The sequence below is a fragment of the Delftia sp. RIT313 genome, assembly GCF_000632165.1.
In the GTDB taxonomy this organism is placed as follows: domain Bacteria; phylum Pseudomonadota; class Gammaproteobacteria; order Burkholderiales; family Burkholderiaceae_C; genus Comamonas; species Comamonas acidovorans.
This window is the reverse complement of the sequence record NZ_JFYT01000094.1, coordinates 1-22,478: the sequence shown is the minus strand read 5'-3', so window position 1 is coordinate 22,478 and position 22,478 is coordinate 1. Positions and strand designations below refer to the sequence as shown.

21 protein-coding genes and 1 tRNA gene are annotated in these 22,478 nt (G+C 67.6%); 11 read left to right on the top strand and 11 right to left on the bottom strand.

Annotated features, from left to right (window positions below; all coding sequences use genetic code 11):
- Positions 1-395 precede the first annotated feature (395 nt).
- Positions 396-704 carry a hypothetical protein gene (locus BW39_RS26715; protein ID WP_152547326.1) on the bottom strand — a complete coding sequence of 103 codons (309 nt, stop codon included), beginning with the start codon at positions 702-704 and terminating at the stop codon, positions 396-398.
- Between the two features lie 661 nt (positions 705-1,365).
- Positions 1,366-2,247: a LysR substrate-binding domain-containing protein gene (locus BW39_RS26710; RefSeq protein ID WP_043825190.1), complete on the bottom strand. Its 882-nt coding sequence runs from the start codon at positions 2,245-2,247 to the stop codon at positions 1,366-1,368.
- A gap of 238 nt (positions 2,248-2,485) precedes the next feature.
- On the opposite strand from BW39_RS26710, the gene BW39_RS26705 reads away from it, so the two are divergent.
- A complete protein-coding gene (locus tag BW39_RS26705) occupies positions 2,486-3,994 on the top strand; it encodes an MFS transporter (protein WP_043825188.1) in 1,509 nt (502 codons plus the stop codon).
- A gap of 39 nt (positions 3,995-4,033) precedes the next feature.
- On the top strand, positions 4,034-4,435 hold the full coding sequence (locus tag BW39_RS26700; RefSeq protein ID WP_012203943.1) for a group II truncated hemoglobin: 402 nt from the start codon (positions 4,034-4,036) through the stop codon (positions 4,433-4,435).
- Between the two features lie 80 nt (positions 4,436-4,515).
- Here the strand turns inward: BW39_RS26700 and BW39_RS26695 are convergent, their stop codons facing one another.
- Positions 4,516-5,937, bottom strand: a complete 1,422-nt coding sequence (locus BW39_RS26695; RefSeq protein ID WP_043825186.1) for an NAD(P)/FAD-dependent oxidoreductase — start codon at positions 5,935-5,937, stop codon at positions 4,516-4,518.
- Positions 5,938-6,272: 335 nt separating this feature from the next.
- On the opposite strand from BW39_RS26695, the gene BW39_RS26690 reads away from it, so the two are divergent.
- Both BW39_RS26690 and BW39_RS26685 read left to right on the top strand, forming a co-directional pair.
- Positions 6,273-6,671, top strand: coding sequence for a nuclear transport factor 2 family protein (locus BW39_RS26690; protein WP_013803799.1), 399 nt, complete (start codon positions 6,273-6,275; stop codon positions 6,669-6,671).
- Positions 6,672-6,795: 124 nt separating this feature from the next.
- Positions 6,796-8,238, top strand: coding sequence for an amino acid permease (locus tag BW39_RS26685; protein WP_012203946.1), 1,443 nt, complete (start codon positions 6,796-6,798; stop codon positions 8,236-8,238).
- Positions 8,239-8,285: 47 nt separating this feature from the next.
- Here BW39_RS26685 and pdxR read toward each other — a convergent pair whose 3' ends face one another.
- Positions 8,286-9,815: a MocR-like pyridoxine biosynthesis transcription factor PdxR gene (pdxR, locus tag BW39_RS26680; RefSeq protein WP_043825183.1), complete on the bottom strand. Its 1,530-nt coding sequence runs from the start codon at positions 9,813-9,815 to the stop codon at positions 8,286-8,288.
- Between the two features lie 182 nt (positions 9,816-9,997).
- Between pdxR and BW39_RS26675 the strand changes: the two genes are divergently transcribed.
- Together BW39_RS26675 and greB are read left to right on the top strand one after the other, a co-directional pair.
- Positions 9,998-10,074 (top strand) — tRNA-Arg (locus tag BW39_RS26675).
- 117 nt (positions 10,075-10,191) lie between these two features.
- Entirely contained in the window at positions 10,192-10,758 is a 567-nt protein-coding gene (gene greB / locus BW39_RS26670; RefSeq protein ID WP_012203948.1) for a transcription elongation factor GreB, read from the top strand.
- Positions 10,759-10,762: 4 nt separating this feature from the next.
- Here the strand turns inward: greB and BW39_RS26665 are convergent, their stop codons facing one another.
- On the bottom strand, positions 10,763-12,136 hold the full coding sequence (locus BW39_RS26665) for a lytic murein transglycosylase (RefSeq protein ID WP_043825181.1): 1,374 nt from the start codon (positions 12,134-12,136) through the stop codon (positions 10,763-10,765).
- 86 nt (positions 12,137-12,222) lie between these two features.
- Between BW39_RS26665 and BW39_RS26660 the strand changes: the two genes are divergently transcribed.
- On the top strand, positions 12,223-13,089 hold the full coding sequence (locus BW39_RS26660) for an NAD-dependent protein deacetylase (protein WP_043825180.1): 867 nt from the start codon (positions 12,223-12,225) through the stop codon (positions 13,087-13,089).
- A gap of 30 nt (positions 13,090-13,119) precedes the next feature.
- On the opposite strand, the gene BW39_RS26655 is transcribed toward BW39_RS26660, so the two are convergent.
- The 4 genes from BW39_RS26655 to BW39_RS26640 all read right to left on the bottom strand — a co-directional run bounded on the left by BW39_RS26655 (position 13,120) and on the right by BW39_RS26640 (position 17,278).
- Positions 13,120-15,387: a RelA/SpoT family protein gene (locus BW39_RS26655; RefSeq protein WP_012203951.1), complete on the bottom strand. Its 2,268-nt coding sequence runs from the start codon at positions 15,385-15,387 to the stop codon at positions 13,120-13,122.
- Positions 15,388-15,488: 101 nt separating this feature from the next.
- Positions 15,489-15,692, bottom strand: coding sequence for a DNA-directed RNA polymerase subunit omega (gene rpoZ, locus BW39_RS26650; protein ID WP_012203952.1), 204 nt, complete (start codon positions 15,690-15,692; stop codon positions 15,489-15,491).
- Between the two features lie 18 nt (positions 15,693-15,710).
- Positions 15,711-16,340 (bottom strand): guanylate kinase, encoded by a 630-nt coding sequence (gene gmk / locus BW39_RS26645; protein ID WP_013803794.1) that lies wholly within the window; start codon positions 16,338-16,340, stop codon positions 15,711-15,713.
- Positions 16,341-16,384: 44 nt separating this feature from the next.
- On the bottom strand, positions 16,385-17,278 hold the full coding sequence (locus tag BW39_RS26640; RefSeq protein WP_043825178.1) for a YicC/YloC family endoribonuclease: 894 nt from the start codon (positions 17,276-17,278) through the stop codon (positions 16,385-16,387).
- A gap of 89 nt (positions 17,279-17,367) precedes the next feature.
- On the opposite strand from BW39_RS26640, the gene BW39_RS26635 reads away from it, so the two are divergent.
- The 4 genes from BW39_RS26635 to hemW all read left to right on the top strand — a co-directional run bounded on the left by BW39_RS26635 (position 17,368) and on the right by hemW (position 21,244).
- Entirely contained in the window at positions 17,368-18,399 is a 1,032-nt protein-coding gene (locus BW39_RS26635) for a serine/threonine protein kinase (protein ID WP_012203955.1), read from the top strand.
- The gene (locus BW39_RS26630; RefSeq protein WP_012203956.1) at positions 18,396-19,301 is read left to right on the top strand and encodes a PP2C family protein-serine/threonine phosphatase; all 906 of its coding nucleotides are present in this window, start codon (positions 18,396-18,398) and stop codon (positions 19,299-19,301) included. The genes BW39_RS26635 and BW39_RS26630 overlap by 4 nt, the downstream gene beginning before the upstream one ends.
- A 99-nt stretch (positions 19,302-19,400) precedes the next feature.
- Positions 19,401-20,003: an RdgB/HAM1 family non-canonical purine NTP pyrophosphatase gene (gene rdgB, locus BW39_RS26625; protein WP_013803792.1), complete on the top strand. Its 603-nt coding sequence runs from the start codon at positions 19,401-19,403 to the stop codon at positions 20,001-20,003.
- Entirely contained in the window at positions 20,000-21,244 is a 1,245-nt protein-coding gene (gene hemW, locus BW39_RS26620; RefSeq protein ID WP_012203958.1) for a radical SAM family heme chaperone HemW, read from the top strand. Before rdgB ends, hemW begins: the two co-directional genes overlap by 4 nt.
- Before the next feature lie 76 nt (positions 21,245-21,320).
- Here hemW and BW39_RS26615 read toward each other — a convergent pair whose 3' ends face one another.
- Positions 21,321-21,671 carry an I78 family peptidase inhibitor gene (locus BW39_RS26615; protein WP_012203959.1) on the bottom strand — a complete coding sequence of 117 codons (351 nt, stop codon included), beginning with the start codon at positions 21,669-21,671 and terminating at the stop codon, positions 21,321-21,323.
- A 151-nt stretch (positions 21,672-21,822) separates the two neighbouring features.
- Positions 21,823-22,478 (bottom strand): SPOR domain-containing protein (locus BW39_RS26610; RefSeq protein ID WP_043825176.1); only part of this gene is annotated, 656 nt, incomplete at its 5' end.

The window sequence follows — 22,478 nt, the reverse complement described above, 5'->3', positions numbered from 1 at the left end:
CCTGGGTCACCATTTTTTGACCCTGCCGGGCGGTTTCTTTTCGAGGCCGGGTCTCGGCCCGGCGGCCGACCTACTTTCTTATCGCGCGATAAGAAAGTAGGCAAAGAAGCGCGCCCCGCACTGCCCACGACCCTTCGCTTCGCTGCGGGCGACCTGCGTTGGGCGGGATGCGGGGTGTGCCGCAGAACTCGCTTTGCGCTTCGCGCGCCGCTCAAACAACTGCGGCAAGTCAGATGACGAAGCAGCCCTGTCCTTCGGCAGGGCTGCCACCCCGCATCCCGCCCAACGCAGGCGTGGGCAGAAGGGGGGAGGCTGGGGAACAGCCAATAGCCAACAGCCGGAAATGCAAAACAGCCGATGCGCCATTGTTGCGCTCGGCTGTTTTGCATGCTGCTTCAGACCTCGGGTTTGGCGGTGTTGCGCAGGAGATAGATCTCGTCTTCCACGTAGGTCGCCAGCCGCTCGGCGCTGTGCTGAATGGTGCGCAAGGCGTTGGTCACCACGTCCGTGTCGCGCAGGCCTTCGGGCGATAGCAGCCATGCCTGGGCGAGCTGGGAGATGGAGGAGACCTCGTTGCAGCCCATCTGGACCATTCGGTTCACCTCGGTGATGGAGAAGTTCAGCTGCGTGGTTCTGGCGCTGGTGGATCGTGTTTCCTGCTTCATGGCCTGGCCCTGCAGGTGACGGTAACCAGGATGGGACATATGGCGTGCATGGTTTCGCTCTCCTCTGTGAGATAGAAGCCACCCGCTCCACGTTTTGAAGCGCGAAGAAGGTGGACGGGATGTTCAAAACACGTACAGAGCCGTGCGGACGCCCTTGCGGGTAGCCCCATCCCGTCCGTAACCGCAGGGACGTGGGCAGGCACCCACGGTCCGATGATCCAGACGTGACAAGGCCTCGCTGACGGGGAGGCTGCACCGCTCTATAAAGGTGTTTTGAAGCACCAGCCCCTGAACAGGGGGCCGGTCGAAATGATAGAGGTTTTGGACGACGAGCGCGCCCAAAAAATGGCCGAGCGAAGCGAAGGCCCGCACCAACTCCCCGTATGTCAGCGCCTGCGGCGTGGCGGTTGCGGGGTTGCAGTCCTGCCGAAGGACAGGACTGCTTCGTGATCTGACTCGCCGTGATGTTTGAACGTAGCGCGCAGCGCGAAGAGAGTTTCACGGCGAACCCCGCAACTGCCACGACGCAGGTTGCCCGCAGCGAAGCGGAGGGTCGCGGACATTCGGGTCGCCTTTGCTTTGCCTACTTTCCTTTGGCGAAACAAAGGAAAGTAGGTCGGCCGCCGGGCCGAGACCCGGCCTCGAAAAACAACCACCCGGCAGGGGCAGAAAAGGCGACTCCGGCGGGCAGAGAAACAACTCAGCCCTCCTTGAACAACCTCCCCCCCACAAAATCCACAAACGCCCTCACCTTAGGCGACAACTGCCGACTCGACGCCCACAGCGCAGAAAACTGCCCCGTGTGCGTCAGGTCCTCCGCCAACACCCGCTGCAGTTCGCCACGCCCCAGTGCATCCCGCGCCAGGAAGTCCGGCATATAGGCCAGCCCCATGCCCGCCACGGCCGCGCCCAGCATGGCTTCCATGTTGTTGCAGACCAGGGCGGCGGGCAGGTGGGGCGGCATGCCGGGCAGCACCCATTCCTCCAGCTTGCCGCTGCTCAGGAAGCGGTAGCGCAGGCAGCTGTGCTGTGCCAGTTCGGCGGGGGATTGCGGTATGCCTCGTGCCGCCAGGTAGTCGGGCGAGCCGGCCAGGATGAAGCGGAACGGCCCCAGCCGGCGCGCCACCAGGCGTGAGTCGGCCAGTTCACCGCTGCGGATGACCACGTCCAGGCCGGCCTCGACCACGTCCACCAGGTGGTCGTTGAAGTCCAGGTCCAGGTCAACCTCCGGGTACAGGGCCTGGAACTCGGGTAGCACGGGCAGCAGGAAGCGGTAGCCGATGGTGGGCAGGCTCACGCGCAGCCGCCCGCGCGGCGCCTCGGCGGCGGCCTGCATGGTGGCGCGCGCATCGTGCAGTTCATCCAGGATGCGGCGGCAGCGCTCATGGAACAGCGCGCCTTCCTGCGTGAGGCGTACCTGGCGCGTGGTGCGCTGGAACAGGCGCAGGCCCAGTTGCTGTTCCAGCCGCGCCACGTTCTTGCCTACGGCCGAGGCCGAGATGCCCAGGGCGCGCCCGGCCTCGGCAAAGCTCAGCAGGTCGGCTGCACGCACAAAGGATTCGAGTCCGCTGAAGCTGTCCATGTCGATTGCCAACCTGGGGTTGGGAGTGTGGGGAGTCTGGCGCCTATTTTCACGGCATTGCAGCGCTTTTATCGTTCATGCATGCCTGGCCATGTGCGGCCGGGAAATTGCGAAAGCCTTGCCAACCATGTCCTCCTGCCTGACTTCTTCCCGCGCACCGGATGCGCTCCACGGTACAGCGCGTCCGCATGTGTCCCCGGTCTGGGTGCTGTTGTCGGTGTGCCTTGCGGCGCTGGCGATGCCGCTGAGCTTTACCGGGCCGGCCGTGGCCCTGTCTGCGCTGCGCGAGGCGCTGGGCGGCGGGCCGCTGGCGCTCAACTGGGTGACGAATGCCTTCATGCTGAGCTTTGGCGCCACGCTGATGGCGGCCGGCGCGCTGGCCGATCTGCACGGGCGGCGGCGCGTTTTCCTGATGGGGCTGGGCGTGGTGCTGGCCAGTGCGCTGGCCCAGGCCTGCCTGGGCGGGCAGGGGGCCATTGTCGTGTTCAACCTGCTGCGTGCGTTGCAGGGCCTGGGTGCGGCGGCCGCGCTGGCGGGCGGCACGGCGGCGCTGGCCCAGGTGTTCGACGGGACGGCGCGCATGCGTGCCTTCAGTGGCGTGGGCACGTCGTTCGGCGTGGGCCTGGCCTTCGGGCCGTTGCTGTCGGGCTGGTTGCTGGGCGTGGCGGGCTGGCGCGGCGTGGTGCTTTGCGTGGCCGCCGTGGCGCTGGCCGCGCTGGTGCTGGGGCTGCGCTGCATGCCTCAGTCGCGCAATCCGCAGGCGCAGCGGCTGGACCGGGCCGGTGCGCTGCTGTTCACCGCAGCCCTGGCGCTGCTGACCTGGGGCGTGCTGCAGGGGCCGGAGGCGGGCTGGTCCAGCGGGGCGGCGCTGCTGCCGCTGGCCGGTGCCGCGCTGGCGCTGGCGGCCTTTGTGGCCGTGGAGCGGCGCGTGCAGCAGCGCACGGGGCAGCCCATGCTGGACCTGTCGCTGTTTCGCTATCCGCGTTTCGTGGGCGTGCAGTTGCTGGCGGGTGCGCCGGCCTATGCCTTCGTGGTGCTGCTGGTGCTGCTGCCGGTGCGCTTCATCGGCGTGGAGGGCATGGCGCCGCTGCAGGCGGGGCAGCTGATGTTTGTGCTGTCCCTGCCCATGCTGTTCGTGCCGTTGCTGGCGGGCTGGCTCACACGCTGGGTTTCGGCCGCTTTGCTGTGCCTGGCGGGGTTGCTGGTGTGCGCGGCGGGCCTGCTGTGGCTGGGCGGGTGCGCGCCGGGCACGGCCTTTGCGCAGATGGCGCCCCCGTTGCTGCTGATCGGCCTGGGCATCGGGCTGCCCTGGGGTTTGATGGATGGCCTGGCCGTGAGCGTGGTGCCCAGCGAGCGCGCCGGCATGGCCACGGGCATTTTCAGCACGGTGCGCGTGGCGGGCGAGGGCATGGCGCTGGCGCTGGTGGGCGCGGGGCTGGCTGCATTGCTGGCATGGCGTCTGTCGGCCCTGGCAGCTCAGGCGCCCCAGGCGGTGCAGGCGGTGGAGGCGGTGCATGCCACCGGCCGCGCGGCGCAGTTGCTGGTGACGGGGAATATCACCGAGGCCATGGCCCTGCTGCCCGGCCTGTCTGCACCCGCCGTGCTGGCGGCCTATGGCCAGGCCTTTGGCATCTTGCTGGATGTGCTGGCGGGCATCACGGTGCTCACGGCGCTGGCGGTGTACGGGTTCCTGCGTGCCGGGGCCCCCACGGATACCGGTACGGGCACGGACATGGCACATGCCTGACAATCGCGGGTTTCACTCAGCCGCCAGCCGCTTTTCGCCATGTCAGAGGAATCCCAGAACAACGCCCCCCAGACCCCCTATGAATGGATCGGCGGCGAGCCCAGGGTGCAGGCCCTGGTGGACCGTTTCTACGATCTGATGGACCTGGAGCCCGGCTATGCCGAACTGCGTGCCGCCCACGGCAGCACGCTGGCCGATGCGCGCCAGAAGCTGTTCTGGTTCCTGTGCGGCTGGCTGGGCGGCCCGGACCATTACCAGGACCGCTTCGGCCACCCGCGCCTGCGCATGCGCCACATGCCGTTTTCCATCGGCATCCTGGAGCGCGACCAGTGGGTGGCCTGCATGGACCAGGCCATGGGCGAGACCGGCGTGCCCGAGGATTTGCGCGTGCGCCTCAAGGCCAGCTTCATGAACACTGCCGACTGGATGCGGAACCGGTAGCAGGTGGCTGCCCCCGGCGCTGCTGAAAAAAAGGGCCGGCCCCCTGCAGGAGGCCGGCCCAAGCAGCAATCGGTTGGGGTTCAGAGCTTTTCGTCGCGCATGTAGTACCAGTGGTACAGGAACCGCTGCCCCAGCCGGCGAAACGGCGCAAACGCGGGCGAACGCACCATGTTGAAGACGTTCGGATACTCCAGCTCCGAGTTGTAGATGGGCAGCTCGAAGGTCTTGCTCTGGCGCCCCGCGATGCGCTCGGCCATGCGACGGCCCGCGTGGGCCGAGAAGGAGACGCCGTTGCCGCCATAGCCCACGGCGTAGAAGATGCTCTGGGCCGGATCGGGCTGGAAGACGCGCGGCATCATGTCGTGGCTCACATCGACCCAGCCCCACCAGGAGTAGTCGATGGTGATGCCCTTGAGCGCCGGGAATTTGCGGTGCAGGCCGTCCACCAGCTTGGCCATGTGGATGGGGTTGGGCGCATCGGCACCCGTGACGGCGCTGCGGCTGCCGATCTGCACGCGGTTGTCGGGCAGGCGGCGGTAGTAAAAGCGCAGCGTGCGGGTGTCGGTGATGACCTGGGTGGTCTTGAAGCCCGTGGCCTCCAGTTCCTGCTCGGTCAGCGGTCGCGTGACCAGCGAGTTCGAGAGGATGGGCATGATCTTGGAGCGCAGGCTGCCATGCAGGGCGTTGCTGGTGTAGCCGCCCGTGGCAAAGCCCACGGCACGCGCCCGCACGGTGCCGCCGGGCGTGCGCAGGTGGTGCACGCCGTTGCGCGTCTCGACGCCCAGCACCGGGCTGGCCGGGTGCACCTTGACGCCCAGCTCCCGCGCCTTGCGCAGGTAGCCGAAGGCCAGCTTGAGCGGGTGCACGCCGATGCCGTCGGGCTCGTGCATGGCGCCGTGGCTGTCGGCATCGTTCACATAGTCGCGGCGCAGCTCCTCGGGGCTGAGCATGCGGGCGTCATAGCCGAAGACCTCGCGCATGATCTGGGTCTCGTTGCGCAGGAAGTCGAGTTTCTTTTCGCGGTGGGCGATGTAGAGGTGGCCGCCGGGCTGAGGCTCGCACTCGGGGAATTCGGCCACCAGGTCCTTGAAGGTCTGGAAGCCCTCGCGGATCTCGGCGTCGAGCTTGAGCGCCACGTCCTTGCCCCAGCGTGCGATCCATTGCGAGCGGTACAGGCGCCCGCTGGCGTTCTGCCCCTGGCCGCCATTGCGGCTGGTGCAGCCCCAGGCGGTCTGGTTGGCGTCCAGCACCACGGCGCGGATGTCGTGCTCGCGCGCCAGGAACAGGGCCGTGGCCAGGCCCGTGAAGCCCGAGCCGACGATGGCCACGTCCACGTCCATGTCGCCGCTGACGGGGCCGTCATCGTCTGGCGGGCGTCCCGCCGTGCCAACCCAGTAGGTGGGCGCATAGCCCGTGCCGTGGCCCGGGTTGGCGGCCACCAGCGGGTCGTACTGAGGGTCGTAGGGACGCAGGTGGCTGGGGCGGATGTCCTCGGCTTTCATGGCGGATGTCTCCTGGTGCGGCGGCTTGGGATCTGCCGCTTTTTGCTATGGATTCGGTGGAATGGGGCCAATGCCGGCAAGCCACGCAAGGCGGTGCGCCGACGATGGAATCAGCATAGCCAGCAGGCCATGGAGCCAGTTAGCGCCACAGCCCAGCTTTCGATAGAGCCAGTGGCGGCCGGTGCGCGCGCCTGGACCTAACGATTGATGGCATCTGGTTCTAACGGGTCCGTGTGCCTGCTACCTACCATGGCCCATCGACATTTCGATGACGCGGCGCGGCGGCCCTGCCCGGGGCCGGGCGCCGTGGTACCCACCACAGACAAGGAGACAGCATGAGCGCAGACACCAACCCTCCGGATGCCCAGTTCCTGGCCCGCTTCGCCGAGGCCTGGAACCGCCACGACATCGAGGCCCTGATGGGCTTCATGGCCGATGAATGCGAGTTCCACGCCGTGGCCGGGCCCGATCTCATGGGCCGCAGCTTCGTCGGCCGCCAGGCGGTGCGCGAGGGTTTCCAGATGGCCTGGCAGGCCTTCCCCGATGCGGCCTGGCTCGATGGAGACCATTTCGTGCAGGGCGACCGTGGCGTGTCCGAGAGCACCTTCAAGGGCACCAAGGCCGACGGCCTGCGCGTGGAAGCGCGCATGGTGGATGTCTTCACCTTCAAGGACGGAAAGATCGCCGTGAAGAACGCCTTCCGCAAGGACCGCCCGCCGGTGGCGGCCGCCTGACGGCGCGGGGCCTTGCGGCCCCGTGCCACCGGGAACACCGGATACGCCACGGCAAGGCGCGCACCTGCGCAGCCACCACAACAGAGCATCAGCCGTGGCGCCTGAACGCAACAGGAGACAAGACATGATCGGACATCAGCAAGCCTCTTCGCCGGGGCTTTCACACGGGCTCAAACAGCGGCACATGACCATGATCGCCCTGGGCGGCGTCATCGGCGCCGGGCTGTTCGTGGGCAGCGGCGTGGTCATCAAGTCGGCCGGGCCGGCCGCGATTCTTTCCTTCCTCATCACGGGCCTGCTCGTGGTGCTGGTCATGCGCATGCTGGGCGAGCTGGCCTGCTCCATGCCCGGCGGAGGGTCCTTCTACGAATATGCGCGAGAGGCCTGGCGCGACCGCCCCGGCGTGGGCCGGCTGGCAGGCTTTCTGACGGGCTGGATGTACTGGTACTTCTGGGTCATCGTCGTGGCGCTGGAGGCCGTGGCCGGTGCCGACCTGGTGCGCTACTGGCTGCCCGATGTCCCCAACTGGAGCATCAGCCTGGTGCTGCTGGTGATGCTGACGCTGACAAACCTGGTCTCGGTGAAGTCCTTTGGCGAGTTCGAGTTCTGGTTCGCCTCCATCAAGGTGGCGGCCATCGTGGTCTTCCTGTTCGTGGCCGGCGTCTACGTGCTGGGCCTGACGCCTGCGTCGCAGGGCATGCACTTCGGCAACCTCACCGGCAATGGCGGCTTCATGCCCAACGGCATCGTGCCGGTGCTGACCGGGGCCGTGGCGGCCACGGGCTTTTACTTCGGCGCCGAGATCGTGACCATCGCGGCGGCTGAAACGGCCGAGCCGCAGAAGGCCGTGGCCAAGGCCACCAGCTCGGTGATCACGCGCGTGCTGGTGTTCTATGTGGGCTCCATCTTCCTGGTGGCCTGCCTGGTGCCCTGGAATGCGGTTGGCATCGCCACGCCGTATGTGAGCGCACTGAACACCATGGGCGTGCCGGCTGCCGCGCAGATCATGAACGCCATCGTGCTGACGGCCGTGCTGTCGGCGCTGAACTCGGGGCTGTATGCATCCTCGCGCATGCTGTTCGCGCTGACGCGGCGCGGCGATGCGCCCCAGGCGCTGGCCAAGGTCAGCCGCAACGGCGTGCCCACGCGCGCCATCCTGGTGGCCACGGTGTTCGGCTACGGCGCCGTGGTGATGTCCTATGTGTCGCCCGACAAGGTGTTTGCCTTCCTGGTCAATTCGTACGGCACGGTGGCGATCTTCGTCTACATCCTGATCGCCATCTCGCAGCTGCGCCTGCGCTCCCGTCTGGAGCGTGAGGCGCCGCACCTGCTCAAGGTGCGCATGTGGTGCTATCCGTACCTGACCTGGTTCGCCATCTTCGGCATGCTGTCCATCGTCATCGCCATGGCCTTCATCCCCGAGCAGCGCACACCGCTGGCGCTGGGCGTGGCCAGCCTGTGCATCCTGCTGCTGGCCTATGGCGTGCGGCAGTTCCTGCAGCGTGGCGTGGCGCCGGTGGTGTCCTCGCTGTCCGAGGCCGCGCAGCCCGAGCCGCAGAAGTACTGACCCAGGGGCGACGGGACCGGCAGGGCCGGTCCCGGCCACTCCTCGCGTTACTTCTCGGGCTGCTCCTCACGGATCGCATCGGCCAGGGCCTTCACGCCCTGGCCGATGTCGTTGGCGGGTATGGATTGGTAGCCCATGCGCATGAAGTTGCCGGGCGTGCCCGGGCGGGCGAAGAACACATCGCCGGGCTCGATGAGCACGCCGTGCGCTGCGGCGCGCTGCGCCAGGGCTTCGACAGGCATGTGGTCGGGCAACTGCACCCAGCACGAGCCGCCGCCGCGCACGGGCGTGATGCGGCAGCCGGGGGCATGCTCGGCCATGGCGGCCGTGAGGGCTGCGTGCCGCTCCTTCTGCGCCTGTGCCAGGCGCCGCTGCTGGGCCTCGTAGTGGCCCAGGGAGATGAACATGGCCAGCGTGCGCTGCACGAAGGTGGCAGGGTGGCGGATCATGAGCCGGCGCAGCGCGCGCAGCTCGCGTATCAGCTCGGGCGCAGCCACGATGTAGCCCACGCGCAGGCCCGGCGCCAGGCTCTTGGACAGGCTGCCCACGTAGATCACGCGGTTGCTGCGGTCCAGGCTCTTGAGCGCCGGAATGGGCTGGCCGTCGAAGCTGCTCTCGCTCTCGTAGTCATCCTCGATGAGGATGATGTCGTGCGCCTCGGCCATCTCCAGCAGCGCCTCGCGCCGCGCCAGCGGCATGGTCACGCCCGTGGGGCATTGGTGGCTGGGGGTCACGTAGAGGTAGTCGAGCTGGCGCAGCAGCGGCGTGACCGGCAGGCCCTGGCCGTCCACCGGCAGCGGGATGACCTGTGAAGTGCGGCTGCTGAAGATGTTGCGCGCGTCGGGGTAGCCGGGCTCCTCGATGCCCACGGCCGTGCCCTCGCGCATCAGCAGGTCGGCCACCATGTAGAGGGCGTGCTGCGCACCCACGGTGATGATCAGCTCGTCGGCCGAGGCCCAGACGCCGCGCCTGGGCAGGATCTTGGTCTGCACCTGCTGGATCAGCATCTCGTCGTCGCGCGCGATCTGGTCGGGCGCCCACTGGCGTATGTCCAGCACGCCCAGGGCCTTGAGGCAGCATTCGCGCCAGGCGGCCGTGGGAAACAGCTCCTTGTCGAACTGGCCGTACAGGAAGGGATAGGGGTAGCGCTGCCAGTCCTCTTCCTTGACGATGCTGCGCTGCTGGCTGGGCAGCAGCCACAGGCGCCGCGACCAGTCGGTGCGGCGGCCTTCGCCAGGGGTGCTGCTGGCCGCAGCGCCGCCCGGCGTGCGCCCCTTGAGTACGTCGGGATGGATGAAGTGGCCCTTGCGCTGGCGGCTCAGCAAAAAGGCTTCCTCGGCCAGCTGCTGGTAGGCCAGCACCACGGTGATGCGTGCCACGCCCAGGTGGCGCGCCAGCTCGCGGCTGGAGGGAATGGATTCGCCGGGTGCGAGGATGCCCGAGAGGATGGCATCGACCAGCATCTCGCGGATCTGGCCCTGCAGGCTCAGGGAGGGGCGGGCGCTGCGGCGAAACAGCTGCCCCCACATGGCGCCCTCGGGCGGTTGCGGCTGCGTGGCCGCGCGCTTGTCTGTCATGTCTTGTCGTTCCCGCCGCTGCGGCGGGCCGCTCGCTGTGTTTGTCTCCCGCGCAGGTGCAGGGCAGGGCCTGCATCCGCGACCGGCCAATATAGGCCAGCCGGTGCGCCACGGGGCCCGGAGTTTGCGATGGTTGCAATTTTTGCGGAGAGGCCGGAAATTGATATACAATCGTTGTCTTGGCGGCTGTAGCTCAGCTGGATAGAGTACTTGGCTACGAACCAAGGGGTCGTGGGTTCGATTCCTGCCAGCCGCACCAAAACGACAAGCCTCAGAACTGCAAAGTTCTGAGGCTTTTTCGTTTGTGCTCAGTTGGTGTCGTGGTTTGTGCGGCGTCTTCGCCTGCTGCGGTGATCTGTGTGAAGATCGGCTCCCTATGAGCAAGGCTTTCACCAAGGAATCCGACGGCGACGACGATGATGAAGTCGGCCTGCCGCCCTTGCCGCCGGGCGGCAAGAACTACATCACGCCCCAGGGCTTCGAGCGGCTGAAGACGGAGCTGCTGGATCTGATCGACAACGAGCGCCCGCGCATCGTGGAGATCGTGCACTGGGCGGCCAGCAATGGCGACCGCTCCGAGAACGGCGACTATCTCTACGGCAAGAAGCGCCTGCGCGAGATCGACCGGCGCATCCGCTTTCTGACCAAGCGGCTGGAGATCGCCGAGGTGGTCGATCCCTCCGTGCATGCCGGCAGCGAGCAGATCTACTTCGGCGCCACCGTCACCTATGTCGATGACGAGGGCGAGGAGCGCACCATCACCATCATGGGCATCGACGAGGCCGACAGCGCACGCCAGCAGGTCAGCTGGATCGCACCCGTCTCGCGCGCCCTGCTCAAGGCCCGTGTGGGCGACGAGGTGGCCCTGCCCACACCCGCAGGTGTGCGCACGCTGGAAGTGCTGGAAGTCACCTACCCGGAGCCGGGCAGCGCCGCCGGGTGAGCGTTCAGGGCTGCAGTTTCTGCAGCAGCTCCAGCGTGGGATAGCCGTCGGCCACCAGGCCCTGGCTTTGCTGGAACTGGCGCAGGCCCGCGCGTGTGGCCGGGCCCATCACGCCATCGGCCGTGCCGGCCGAAAATCCCCGTTCGTTGAGCGCAGCCTGCAAGGCGCGCAACTGCTCGCGCGACAGCGGTGCCAGATCGCGCGGCCAGGCCGCCTGCACACCCGGGCCGCCGGCCAGTTGCTGCGACAGCAGGCCCACGCCCAGCGCGTAATTCACGGAGTTGTTGTAGCGCAGGATGGTGCGGAAGTTGGCACCCACCATGAAGGCCGGGCCGCGCGCGCCGGCCGGCGCGATCACGCTGGCATCGGCCATGGAGGGCAGGGCGGAGCCGTCCACGGCCTGCACGCCCTCGGCCGCCCATTGCGCGCTGTCCTGGCGCACGCTGGTCTCGGCGCGTGCATGGTCAAAGCCTGCCGGCAGGCGCACTTCCACGCCCCATGGCTCGCCCGTCTTCCAGCCCGAATGGGCCAGGTAGTTCGCCGTGGAGGCCGTCACATCGGGCAGGCTGCCCCAGATGTCGCGGCGGCCATCGCCATCGGCATCCACCGCATAGGCCAGGAACACGGAGGGCAGGAACTGCGTGTGGCCCATGGCACCCGCCCAGGAGCCGATCATGTGGGCCGCATCGATATCGCCGTTGTCGATGATGCGCAGGGCGGCCAGCAACTCCTTCTGAGCCCAGGCCGCGCGCCGGCCGTCGAAGGCCAGGGTGGCCAGCGCATCGACGGTGGGGAAGTTGCCGAAGTTGCTGCCGTAATTGCTTTCCATGCCCCAGATGGCGGCGATCACCTCGGCCGGCACGCCATGGCGCTGGCTGGCCGCCTGTAGCGGTGCGGCCGCTTCGCGCAGCTTGGTGCGGCCCTGGGCAATGCGCTGGGCCGAGACGGCGCTGTCCAGGTACTGCCAGGGCGTGCGCGTGAATTCAGGCTGCGAGCGGTCCAGCTGCACCGCGCGGCGCTGCAGCCGGGCAGGCTCCAGCGCGCTGCGCACGGTTTTCTCCGAGATGCCGGCGTCCAGCGCCTTGCGCGCGAAATCACGCTTCCACGCTTCGAAGCTGGTGGCCTCGGCCTGCTGGGCGGCATCCGGCGCGGTGGCGGGTTCGGGCTGCACGGGCGCGGCAGGCGCCGTGGGGGCCGGCATGGAGGGTGGCACCGTGACCGGCGCAGGCGCCGGCCGGGACGCGCAGCCGGCCAGCAGCACGGCGGCCAGGGCGGTGGCCAGGGCGGCACGGTTGAGCGCGGCGGGATGGCGGGCGGTGGGAAAAGCTTGGGCAGTGGCGTGTGCGGCGGCTTGGGCGGTGGCGTGTGCGTGGTGCATCCAGCCATTGTCTCCGCTGCGCCCCGGCTCGGAGTGCAACACGGTGTTTCTGCATTGGGCGTGCGGGGCCGCTATGCTGTGCGGCCATGACCGCCATCGCTCCGCCGCCATCACCATCCCCGGTTCTGCACGATGCCGCGCTGGCCCTGCGCGCCTTGCTGCCGCCCGGCCGGCGCTGGCTGGTGCTGACGGGCGCGGGCTGCAGCACGGGCTCCGGCATTCCGGACTACCGGGATCTGGAGGGGCAATGGAAGCGCCCCCAGCCGGTGACGCTGCAGGCCTTCATGGGCAGCCATGCCACGCGCCAGCGCTATTGGGCGCGCAGCCTTCTTGGCTGGCCCGTGATGGCGCAGGCCAGGCCCGGCCAGGCCCACGCGGCACTGGCGCAGTTGCAGCAGCGCGGATGGATCGAAGGCCTGGTCACCCAGAATGTGGACGGCCTGCACACGGCCGCGGGCAGCGATGGCGTCATCGACCTGCACGGCCGCATCGCCGCCGTGCGCTGCATGGGCTGCGGCACCGGCATGGAGCGCGCCGTGCTGCAGGCCATGCTGCTGGAGCGCAACCCCGGCTGGGCCGGCCTGAGCGCCCAGGCCGCGCCCGACGGCGATGCCGATCTGGAGGGGCGCGACTTCAGCCGCTTCGACGTGCCGGCCTGCCCGCACTGCGGCGGCGTGCTCAAGCCCGACGTGGTGTTCTACGGGGAAGGCGTGCCCAGCCAGCGGGTGCAGGCCGTGCGCGCCATGCTGCAGCAGGCCGGTGGGCTGCTGGTCGCAGGTTCTTCGCTGATGGTGTATTCAGGCCTGCGCTTCGTGCATGAGGCCGTGGCCCAGGGCAAGCCGGTGGCCGCCATCAACCAGGGCCGCATGCGCTCCGAGGATTTGCTGGCCCTCAAGATCGAGCAGGACTGCGGCCCGTTGCTGCAGCAGCTGGTCCAGGACCTGGCGCAATGAAAAAGCCCCGCAGGAGCGGGGCAGTGTTCATCAGGGGATGACGCGCGATGCGCGCACCACCGAGTGCACGCGGCGCAGGTTGCGCAGCGCGGACTCCACCTGCTGGTTGTCGTGCACCGAGATCACGAAGCACAGGTCCGTGGTGCTCATGGCGGCCTCGTCGGCCATGTCCACGCGCAGGATGTCCACCTCGGCGCCGGCCAGCTCGGCCGCCACGCGCGCGAGCACGCCCTTGCCGTTGTTGACGGTGACCACGATGCGTGCCTCGAACAGGCGCGCGGCATCCATGTCATCGGCCCACTCGACCACGATGAAGCGGTCCCTGTCCTTTTCCTGCAGGCGCTGCGCGATCTTGCACTGCGCATGGTGGACGATCAGGCCTTCGCCGCTGCCCAGGTAGCCCACGATGGGGTCGCCAGGCACGGGGCGGCAGCATTGCGCGTAGTGGATGGAGCCCTGGTTGGAGCCGTCCAGCAGCACGGCGCCCTGGAAGGGGCGGTTGCTGGAGTTGAAGCGTTCGCGTGTGAGCAGCAGGGCGTCGGGCCGGTGGCCGTGGCGCGCCATCAGCGCCGTCAGGCGCGAGGCCACCAGCGACGCAATGCGCCGGCCCATGCCGATGTCCACCATCAGGTCGGCGCGGCTGCGGCTGCCGGCCATGCGCAGCACCTCGTCCCACAGTGCCTGGTTGGCCTCGTCGGCCGGCGGCACGGCATCCATGCCTTCGGCACGCATGGCCTGGGCCAGCAGGTTCTCGCCCAGGCGGGCCGATTCGCTTTGCGCGGCCGACTTCAGGTAGTGGCGGATCTTGGAGCGCGCGCGGCCCGTCTTCACGAAGCCCAGCCAGGCCGGGTTGGGCGTGGCGTCCTCGGAGGTGACGATCTGCACCACGTCGCCGCTCTTGAGTTCGGTGCGCAGCGGCACTTCCTCGTTGTTGATGCGGGCGGCCGTCATGTGGTTGCCGACCTTGCTGTGGATGGCGTAGGCGAAGTCCACCACGGTGGCGCCGCGCGGCATGGCCATGATCTCGCTCTTGGGCGTGAACACGTAGACGGCGTCGGGGAACAGGTCCACCTTGACGTGGTCCCAGAACTCGGCCGCATCGCGCGTCTCGTTCTGTATGTCCAGCAGCGACTGCAGCCACTGCGTGCCCAGCTGCTCGGAATCGTGGCCGGGCTGGGCCTTGTACAGCCAGTGCGCGGCGACGCCGGCTTCGGCGACGATGTGCATTTCCTCGGTGCGGATCTGGAACTCGATGTTCACGCCCGAGGGGCCCACCAGCGTGGTGTGCAGCGACTGGTAGCCATTGTTCTTGGCAATGGCGATGTAGTCCTTGAAGCGGCCCGGCATGGGCTTGTACATCTGGTGCAGCACGCCCAGCGCGGTGTAGCAGTCGATCACGCGCGGCAGGATGACGCGAAACCCGTAGACGTCCGTCACCTTGGCAAAGCTCAGCTGGTTCTTCTCCATGCGCAGATAGAGCGAATACAGCGTGCTTTCGCGCCCGGCCAGGCGTGCCTGCAGGCCTGCGCCGGCGAACTCCGCATTGACCTCGTCCTGCACGCGCTGGACCAGGTCGCGGCGGCGCTTGCGCGAGCGGGCGATGGCCTTTTCCAGCGTGGCATAGCGCCAGGGGTGCAGGTGACGGAAGGCCAGGTCCTGCAGCTCGCGGTAGGTCTGGTTCAGGCCCAGGCGGTGGGCGATGGGTGCGTAGATCTCCAGCGTCTCCGACGAGATGCGGCCCCACTTGTTGCGCGGCATGTCGCCCATGGTGCGCATGTTGTGGGTGCGGTCGGCCAGCTTGATCAGGATGACGCGCACATCGCGCGCCATGGCCAGCAGCATCTTGCGGAAGGACTCTGCCTGGTTTTCCTCACGCGTGTTGAACTGCAGCTTGTCCAGCTTGGTGAGGCCGTCGACCAGCTCGGCCACGTCCTGGCCGAAGCGCTGGGCGAGGTCCGCCTTGGTGACGCCGCAGTCTTCCATCGCATCGTGCAGCAGCGCGGCCATCAGGGCCGGGGCGTCGAGCTTCCAGCTCGCGCACAGCGCGGTGACGGCAATGGGATGGGTGATGTAGGGTTCACCGCTGCTGCGCCACTGGTCGCTGTGGGCCAGGTCGGCAAAGGCATAGGCTTCGCGCACCTGCTCGATGCTGGTGGCATCCAGGTAACCCAGGTGCTCCATCAGTCCGGCAAAGGCATTGGCCGACACGCTCGCTGCCTGCTCTGCAGACATGCGCTCGGGCCGGGGTGTCGGTACGGGATCAGAGGGGGCTGTGAACGAAGTCAAGGCCGCTTTCATGACTTAAATGTAGCGTGCATGCGGGTTTGTGCAGGCTTCATGTAAAAAAAGCACCGCTGTGCGGTGCTTTTTGTGGGGCCATTGTGTTGCTTTGCAGCAAATCAGCCCGGAACCTTCTTCAGCATCTCCAGGCCGACCTTGCCTTCGGCGATCTCGCGCAGGGCGGTGACACCGGGCTTGTTCTTGGTTTCGATCCTGGGCGTGTGGCCCTGGCTCAGCATGCGGGCGCGGTAGGTGGCGGCCAACACGAGCTGGAAGCGGTTAGGGATCTGCTCCAGGCAGTCTTCAACAGTGATGCGTGCCATCAGGATCTCCGGGAAACGTCAGTTGGGTACAGAAATATTGAGAGACTCGAAGGTCTCTGCTCGGCGGCTGCGCTGAGCCGCATACTTGAGGCGCTGGGCGTGGATGATCGTCTTGAGATCAAACAGTGCGCTCTCGAACAATTCGTTGATTATAACGAAGTCGAATTTCGCTACCTGCGCCATCTCCTCGGCCGCGTTCGTCAGGCGCAGCTCGATCACCTCGGGCGCATCCTCGCCCCGGTTTTCCAGGCGTGCGCGAAGCTCGTCCCAGCTGGGCGGCAGGATGAAGATCAGAACGGCGTTCGGAAACGCCTCCTTGACCTGCAGCGCGCCCTGGTAGTCGATCTCCAGCAGCACGTCGGTGCCGACCTGGATGCGCTCTTCCAGCGCCTTCTTGGCCGTGCCGTAGCGGCGGCTGTGCACATTCGCCCATTCGACGAAGGCGTTGTTCGACACCATGGTGTCGAATTCCTGGTCGGAGACGAAGTAGTACTCGCGGCCGTGCTTTTCCTGGCCACGCGGCGCGCGGGTGGTGTGGGAGACGGAGGGCGAGACGCGCGCATCGAACTCGCGCAGGGCTCGCACCAGGCTGGACTTGCCGGCCCCGCTGGGGGCCGAGACGACAAAGAGGTTTCCGGGGTAATCCATGGATTTGTGCGCAGTTTGGTTACGCATGGGCATCTGTGATGGGCTTATTCGATGTTCTGCACCTGCTCGCGCATCTGCTCGATCAGCACCTTCATGTCCACGCTGATGCGGGTCAGCTCCAGCGTGGCGGACTTGGAGCCCAGCGTGTTGGCTTCGCGGTGCAGTTCCTGGATCAGGAAATCCAGGCGCTTGCCGATCTCGCCGCCCTTCTTGAGCAGGCTCTGGATCTCGTCCAGGTGCGAGTCCAGGCGGGTGACTTCTTCCGCCACGTCGATGCGGATGGCAAAGGCCGTGGCCTCGGTCAGGGCGCGGTCCTGGGCGGCTTCGGGCGCCACGGCGCCTTCGGCCAGGGCCATCGCTTCCTTCCAGCGCTCCATGAAGCGCAGGCGCTGCTGCTCCACAAGCTGGGGCACCAGGGGCGTGGCGTCTGCCGCGAGCTTGCGCAGCTGGGCGATGCGGTCCAGCAGCATGGTGGCCAGGCGCTTGCCTTCGCGGGCGCGGGCTTCCAGCAGCTCGGTCAGGGCCTGCTCTGCCAGCGTGGGCAGCATGCTGCTCCAGTCGATGGCCGAGTTGGCGCCGCCGCTGGCCAGGCGCAGTGCGTCGGAGACGGACAGGCTGCGAGCGTCGGGCAGCCATGACTGGACGGTGTCCTGGAGCATGGCCAGGCGCTGCAGCATGGCGGTGGAGGGGTCGGGCAGGGAGTTGCCGTCGTCGTTGTCGATGGCGGCGCGCACTTCGACCTTGCCGCGCTTGAGGCGGGCGGTCAGAAGGGCCCGCAGGGCCGGCTCATGGGCGCGCAACTCGTCGGGCAGGCGGAACGAAAGATCCAGGAAGCGGCTGTTGACCGAGCGGATCTCCAGACCGAGCCGGCTGTTGCGGCCCGACGCTCCACCATCTTCTGCGGACGCGCCGTGCTGGGCACTGGCGTATCCGGTCATGCTGTAAACTGGCATTGGACTTTTGATGGATGCTTGCAATTGCCCGATTATCCGGGTTTCGCCTCATCCCTGAGACTCACCGGAGAAAAATGTCTTCCAAGATCAAGCCGGCGCCATTGCCGCCAGGCAGCACGATCGGCGGCTATCGGGTGGTGCGCAGGCTTGCTTCCGGCGGTTTCGGCGTCGTTTACCTGGCCTTGGATGCAGAGGGCAAGCAGGTTGCGATCAAGGAATACCTGCCCGCATCGCTGGCCACCCGTGCCCCCGGAGAGTTGCAGCCCGCCGTGGCTCCCGAAAAGCTTTCACTGTACCGCCTGGGCCTCAAGAGCTTCTTCGAGGAAGGGCGTTCCCTTGCACAGATCTCGCACGCTTCCGTGGTCAGCGTGCTCAACTTCTTTCGCGAGAACGAAACCGTCTACATGGTGATGAACTACCTGGAGGGTGCCACCCTGCAGGACTTCGTTGTCACCGCGCGCGAGCTCAAGGCCGAGAAAGTGTTCCGCGAATCGACCATCCGTTCGCTGTTCGACGAGGTGCTGCGCGGCCTGCGCATCGTGCACCAGCACAAGATGCTGCACCTGGACATCAAGCCGGCCAACATCTTCATCACCAATGACGACCGTGCCGTGATGATCGACTTCGGCGCGGCGCGCGAGGTGCTGTCCAAGGAAGGCAACTTCATCCGCCCCATGTACACGCCGGGCTTTGCCGCGCCCGAGATGTACCGTCGCGATGCGTCGCTCGGCCCCTGGACCGACATCTACGCGATTGGTGCCTGCATCTATGCCTGCATGCAGGGCTTTCCGCCCAACGAGGCGCCGCAGCGCCAGGACAAGGACAGGCTCACGCTGGCGCTGACCAAGCTGCGCGGCGTGTACTCGGACAACCTCATCGAAGTCGTCGAGTGGTGCATGGCCATGGACCCGGGTTCGCGCCCGCAGTCGGTGTTTGCGCTGCAAAAGGAATTGAGCCGCGAGGGTGAGCGCCGCTACACCAAGCTCAGTGTCTCCGAGCGTATGCGCCTGCAACTGGACACGCTGGTGACCGACGCCAAGAAGAACATGCAGAAGATCAGCGGCGCGGCAGGCCTGCCGGCCGTCGGCCAGGAGCGCAAGCCATGAGGTTTTCGGTATTTCAGCTGAGCCGCCGCGGCGGCCGGGCGCTCAATGAAGACCGCATGGGCTACTGCTACACGCGGGAGGCCGTGCTCTTCGTGCTGGCCGACGGCATGGGCGGCCATCCCGAAGGCGAGGTCGCCGCGCAGCTGGCGCTGCAGGTGATGTCCGTGCATTTCCAGCGCCAGGCCAAGCCGCTGCTGGACGATCCGCAGGGCTTTCTGGTCGATGCGCTGCTGCACGCGCACCGGCAGATCCTGCGCTACGCCAGCGCCAAGGGCATGATCGATACGCCGCGCACCACGCTGGTGGCGGCCGTCATCCAGAAGGGCAAGATCACCTGGATCCACTGCGGCGACTCGCGCCTGTACCTGGTGCGCGGTGGCGAGCTGCTGGTGCGCACGCGCGACCACTCCTATCTGGAGATGGGCGAGATCGCCGCGCAGCTCAAGACATCCAGCCGCAATGTGCTGTTCACCTGCCTGGGCTCGCCGTCCAAGCCCATCTACGACGTGACCGAGCCGCGCCGGCTGGAGCAGGGCGACAAGCTGCTGCTGTGCTCCGACGGCCTGTGGGGCAGCGTGGACGAAGGGCACCTGATGCGCACCCTGCACGGCCGCACCGTGTCCCAGGCCATCCCGCAACTGGTGGAAACGGCGCTGCGCAACGCGGGCGATGCCAGCGACAACGTCACGGCCATCGCCATGGAGTGGGAGACGCCCGACGCCTTCGAGTCCACCATGGGCATCTCCACCCAGGACATCGAGAACGACGCGTTTGAATCCACGATCCAGGGGGGGCCAATCGAAGACCTGGAAGATGAGCTGGATGACGCCGCCATCGAGCGCTCCATCGCCGAGATCAACGAGGCGATACGCCGCTCGGCCGAGCGCCAGTTCAAGCGCTGAACGCCGCTGCCGGCCCGCAGCAGCGGTGCCGGTGGCGCGCATGGACTACCGAACCTATTGACGACAAAGGGCGCACGGGCGCCCGACTGGATTTCTACGATGAAGATTGTGTTGGCCTCCAACAACCGCGGCAAGCTCGCCGAGCTGCAAGCCATGTTCGCCCCGCTGGGCGTTGAACTGATTCGCCAGGGCGACCTGTTCGAGGGCGAGGCGCCCGAGCCGCATTGCACCTTCGTGGAGAACGCGCTGTCCAAGGCCCGCTTCGCGGCCGAGCGCACGGGCCTGCCCGCCATTGCCGACGACGCCGGCATGTGCGTCTCGCACTTCGGCGGCCTGCCGGGCGTGGATACGGCCTACTACTGCACGCAGTTCGGCTACGAGAAAAGCGACGACAACAACGTGCGCGCCCTGCTGGAGCAGATGCAGGGCGTGGCCGACCGCCGCGCCGCCATGGTCAGCACCCTGGTGGGCGTGCGCAGCGCCAGGGACCCCGAGCCGCTGATCGCCATGGGCCGCGTGCAGGGCGAGATCACCACCGAGCGCCGTGGCACGCAGGGCTTCGGCTTCGACCCCGTGATGTACATCCCCGAGCTGGGCCAGACCTTTGCCGAGATGGACCCGGCCGTGAAGCACGCGCACAGCCACCGCGGCCGCGCCACGCTGCAGATGATCGAACTCGTGCGCGAGCGCTGGGTGCGATGATTCCCATCCAGCCCCAGGATTCGGCCTCCGGCGCCCAGGCCGCCGTGCAGCGCGACATCCAGCACTACATGCGCCCCGGCACGCTGCAGCTGGGCAGCCTGCCGCCGCTGTCGCTGTATGTGCACCTGCCCTGGTGCATTCGCAAGTGCCCGTACTGCGACTTCAACTCGCACGAGCATGGCCGCGACGGCCCCGAGCTGCCCGAAGACCGCTACATCGACGCCCTGGTCGCCGACCTGGAGAGCGCGCTGCCGCTGATCTGGGGCCGCACCGTGCACAGCATCTTCATCGGCGGCGGCACGCCCAGCCTGTTCGCGCCCGAGTCCATCGACCGGCTGCTGGCTGCCATCCGCGCGCGCCTGCGCATGGAGGCCGACTGCGAGATCACCATGGAGGCCAACCCCGGCACCTTCGAGACCGACCGCTTCCGCGCCTTCCGCGCGGCCGGTGTCACGCGGCTGTCCATTGGCGTGCAGAGCTTTGACGACCGCCTGCTGCAGGCCGTGGGCCGCGTGCACGACGGCGCCCAGGCGCGTGCGGCCGTGCGCGAGGCGGCCGACAGCTTCGAGACCTTCAACATCGACCTGATGTACGCGCTGCCCGGCCAGACCGAACTGGACCTGGCGCGGGACCTGGACGTGGCCATGTCCTTCGCCCCGCCGCACCTGTCGGTCTATCACCTGACCATCGAGCCCAATACGTATTTCGCCAAGTTTCCGCCGGCCATCCCCGAGGACGACCTGGCCTACGACATGCTGGACCGCATCACCGCGCGCACCGCTGCCGCGGGCATGCAGCGCTACGAGATCTCGGCCTATGCGCGTGAGGGCCACCAGTGCTGGCACAACCGCAATTACTGGCAGTTCGGCGACTACCTGGGTATAGGCGCGGGCGCGCACAGCAAGCTCAGCTTTGCGCACCGCATCGTGCGCCAGGTGCGCTTTCGCGATCCCGCGCGCTACATGGACCAGGCCCTGGCCGGCGCGCCGCTGGCGCAGGACGGCGAGGTGCGCCGTGCCGACCTGCCCTTCGAGTACATGCTCAACGCGCTGCGCCTGCGCGAAGGCTTTGCGCTGCAGGACTTCATGGAGCGCACGGGCCTGCCGCTGTCGTCCATCGCCAAGGGGCTGGACGCCGCTCAGGCCAAGGGCCTGATCACGCGCGACCTGGGGCGGGTGGTGCCCACGGAGCGGGGCTTTGACTTCCTCAGCGACCTGCAGGAGCTGTTCCTGGCGGAGTGAGCGGGCCAACGACGATTGAAAAAGGACGCCTCGGCGTCCTTTTTTCGTCCAGCGCCACCGCGCAATCGGTCGGCGATCAGCCGCAGCGCACGGCCACGATGCGGCCTGTGCCGTCGACCACCAGGTTCAGGCGTTCCTGGTTGAACTCCATCGTCGTTGGCTGGCCTTCGCGCAGCACGCGGGCCATGTAGGCGCCCGACTGCTTGCGGGCGGCCTCCAGCGTGGCCGAGGTATTGCTCTTGCCCACGAAGGACTGCGCCGATGCCGCATTGCAGACCTGCACGGGGCGCGGGGCCGGTTGCGCCGCGCCGCCGCTGCTGCCACCAAAAGGATTGCTCATGCCGGCGCAGCCTGCCACCAGGGTGGTGGCGCCCAGCAGGGCCAGGGCGGCAAGGCGGCGTTGGAGGGCGGGGGCGGTCATCGGCATGGTCTGTCTCCTCGATTCATGGGGTGTTGCTGCGCAGTATCAGGGCGGGCGCGGGCGCGCTGCCTCGGACAATGCCGCATACCTTAGCCGGGCTGAGCCGGGCCAAGGCGAAGCCGAAGGCATGCGGAAGTAACAGGTGGCAGCAAAGGCTTCAGCGCCGCGCGCTGCGGCCTTCCGCGGGGGCGTGGTGGAAGACCGTGGCCTCCATGCCCATGGCGCGTATCTTGGCGGCCGCCTGATCGGCGCTGCGCTGCTTGGCAAAGGGGCCTGAGCGCACGCGCACGATCTCGCCCTTGTTGCTGTGCAGGGTCTGGCTGAGCGTGGGCAGCTTGGCTTTCTCCAGCCGCTCCACCACGCGCCCGGCATTGCCTGCTTCAGAGAACACGCCGATGTTGATGTAGTAGTTGCCCGGCTCCAGAGCCGCCGAGGCGGCCTTGGCAGGTGCCGGGGCCTTTGCGACGGGTTCGGCGGGCTTGGCGGGCTTGGCTGGTTTGGTTTCAGCCGCCACCTTGGAGGGCTTGGCGGGCGCTGGCGTGGCTGCTTGCACGGACGCAGGCGTAGGCGTAGGCGTAGGTGCAGGTGCAGGTGCAGGTGCAGGTGCTTTGGCTGGCACCAACGCGGCCTTGACGGGAATGGCTGCCGCTGCAGTGGCCGCGACGGCACCCGCAGCGCCGGCCGCTGCCACGATGGGCATGGGTTCGACCGTGCCGGAGACGGTGCTGCCGGCAGCGGGCAAGGGCGCTTGCAGATCAGGGCGCGCCTCGGTCTGGGCAGCCGGCTCTTGCGGCTGGGGCGTGGGGGCGGGAG

Bases quoted from the DNA above. Each gene is read 5' to 3' on its own strand.
- BW39_RS26690 (WP_013803799.1), top strand. From the start codon at position 6,273: ATGAGCGCAGACACCAACCCTCCGGATGCCCAGTTCCTGGCCCGCTTC.
- BW39_RS26615 (WP_012203959.1), bottom strand. From the start codon at position 21,671: ATGCCGATGACCGCCCCCGCCCTCCAACGCCGCCTTGCCGCCCTGGCC.
- BW39_RS26710 (WP_043825190.1), bottom strand. From the start codon at position 2,247: ATGGACAGCTTCAGCGGACTCGAATCCTTTGTGCGTGCAGCCGACCTG.
- BW39_RS26685 (WP_012203946.1), top strand. From the start codon at position 6,796: ATGATCGGACATCAGCAAGCCTCTTCGCCGGGGCTTTCACACGGGCTC.
- BW39_RS26700 (WP_012203943.1), top strand. From the start codon at position 4,034: ATGTCAGAGGAATCCCAGAACAACGCCCCCCAGACCCCCTATGAATGG.
- hemW (WP_012203958.1), top strand. From the start codon at position 20,000: ATGATTCCCATCCAGCCCCAGGATTCGGCCTCCGGCGCCCAGGCCGCC.
- BW39_RS26630 (WP_012203956.1), top strand. From the start codon at position 18,396: ATGAGGTTTTCGGTATTTCAGCTGAGCCGCCGCGGCGGCCGGGCGCTC.
- rpoZ (WP_012203952.1), bottom strand. From the start codon at position 15,692: ATGGCACGCATCACTGTTGAAGACTGCCTGGAGCAGATCCCTAACCGC.
- gmk (WP_013803794.1), bottom strand. From the start codon at position 16,340: ATGGATTACCCCGGAAACCTCTTTGTCGTCTCGGCCCCCAGCGGGGCC.
- BW39_RS26655 (WP_012203951.1), bottom strand. From the start codon at position 15,387: ATGAAAGCGGCCTTGACTTCGTTCACAGCCCCCTCTGATCCCGTACCG.
- rdgB (WP_013803792.1), top strand. From the start codon at position 19,401: ATGAAGATTGTGTTGGCCTCCAACAACCGCGGCAAGCTCGCCGAGCTG.
- BW39_RS26715 (WP_152547326.1), bottom strand. From the start codon at position 704: ATGTCCCATCCTGGTTACCGTCACCTGCAGGGCCAGGCCATGAAGCAG.
- BW39_RS26695 (WP_043825186.1), bottom strand. From the start codon at position 5,937: ATGAAAGCCGAGGACATCCGCCCCAGCCACCTGCGTCCCTACGACCCT.
- greB (WP_012203948.1), top strand. From the start codon at position 10,192: ATGAGCAAGGCTTTCACCAAGGAATCCGACGGCGACGACGATGATGAA.
- BW39_RS26635 (WP_012203955.1), top strand. From the start codon at position 17,368: ATGTCTTCCAAGATCAAGCCGGCGCCATTGCCGCCAGGCAGCACGATC.
- BW39_RS26660 (WP_043825180.1), top strand. From the start codon at position 12,223: ATGACCGCCATCGCTCCGCCGCCATCACCATCCCCGGTTCTGCACGAT.
- pdxR (WP_043825183.1), bottom strand. From the start codon at position 9,815: ATGACAGACAAGCGCGCGGCCACGCAGCCGCAACCGCCCGAGGGCGCC.
- BW39_RS26640 (WP_043825178.1), bottom strand. From the start codon at position 17,278: ATGACCGGATACGCCAGTGCCCAGCACGGCGCGTCCGCAGAAGATGGT.
- BW39_RS26705 (WP_043825188.1), top strand. From the start codon at position 2,486: ATGCCGCTGAGCTTTACCGGGCCGGCCGTGGCCCTGTCTGCGCTGCGC.
- BW39_RS26665 (WP_043825181.1), bottom strand. From the start codon at position 12,136: ATGCACCACGCACACGCCACCGCCCAAGCCGCCGCACACGCCACTGCC.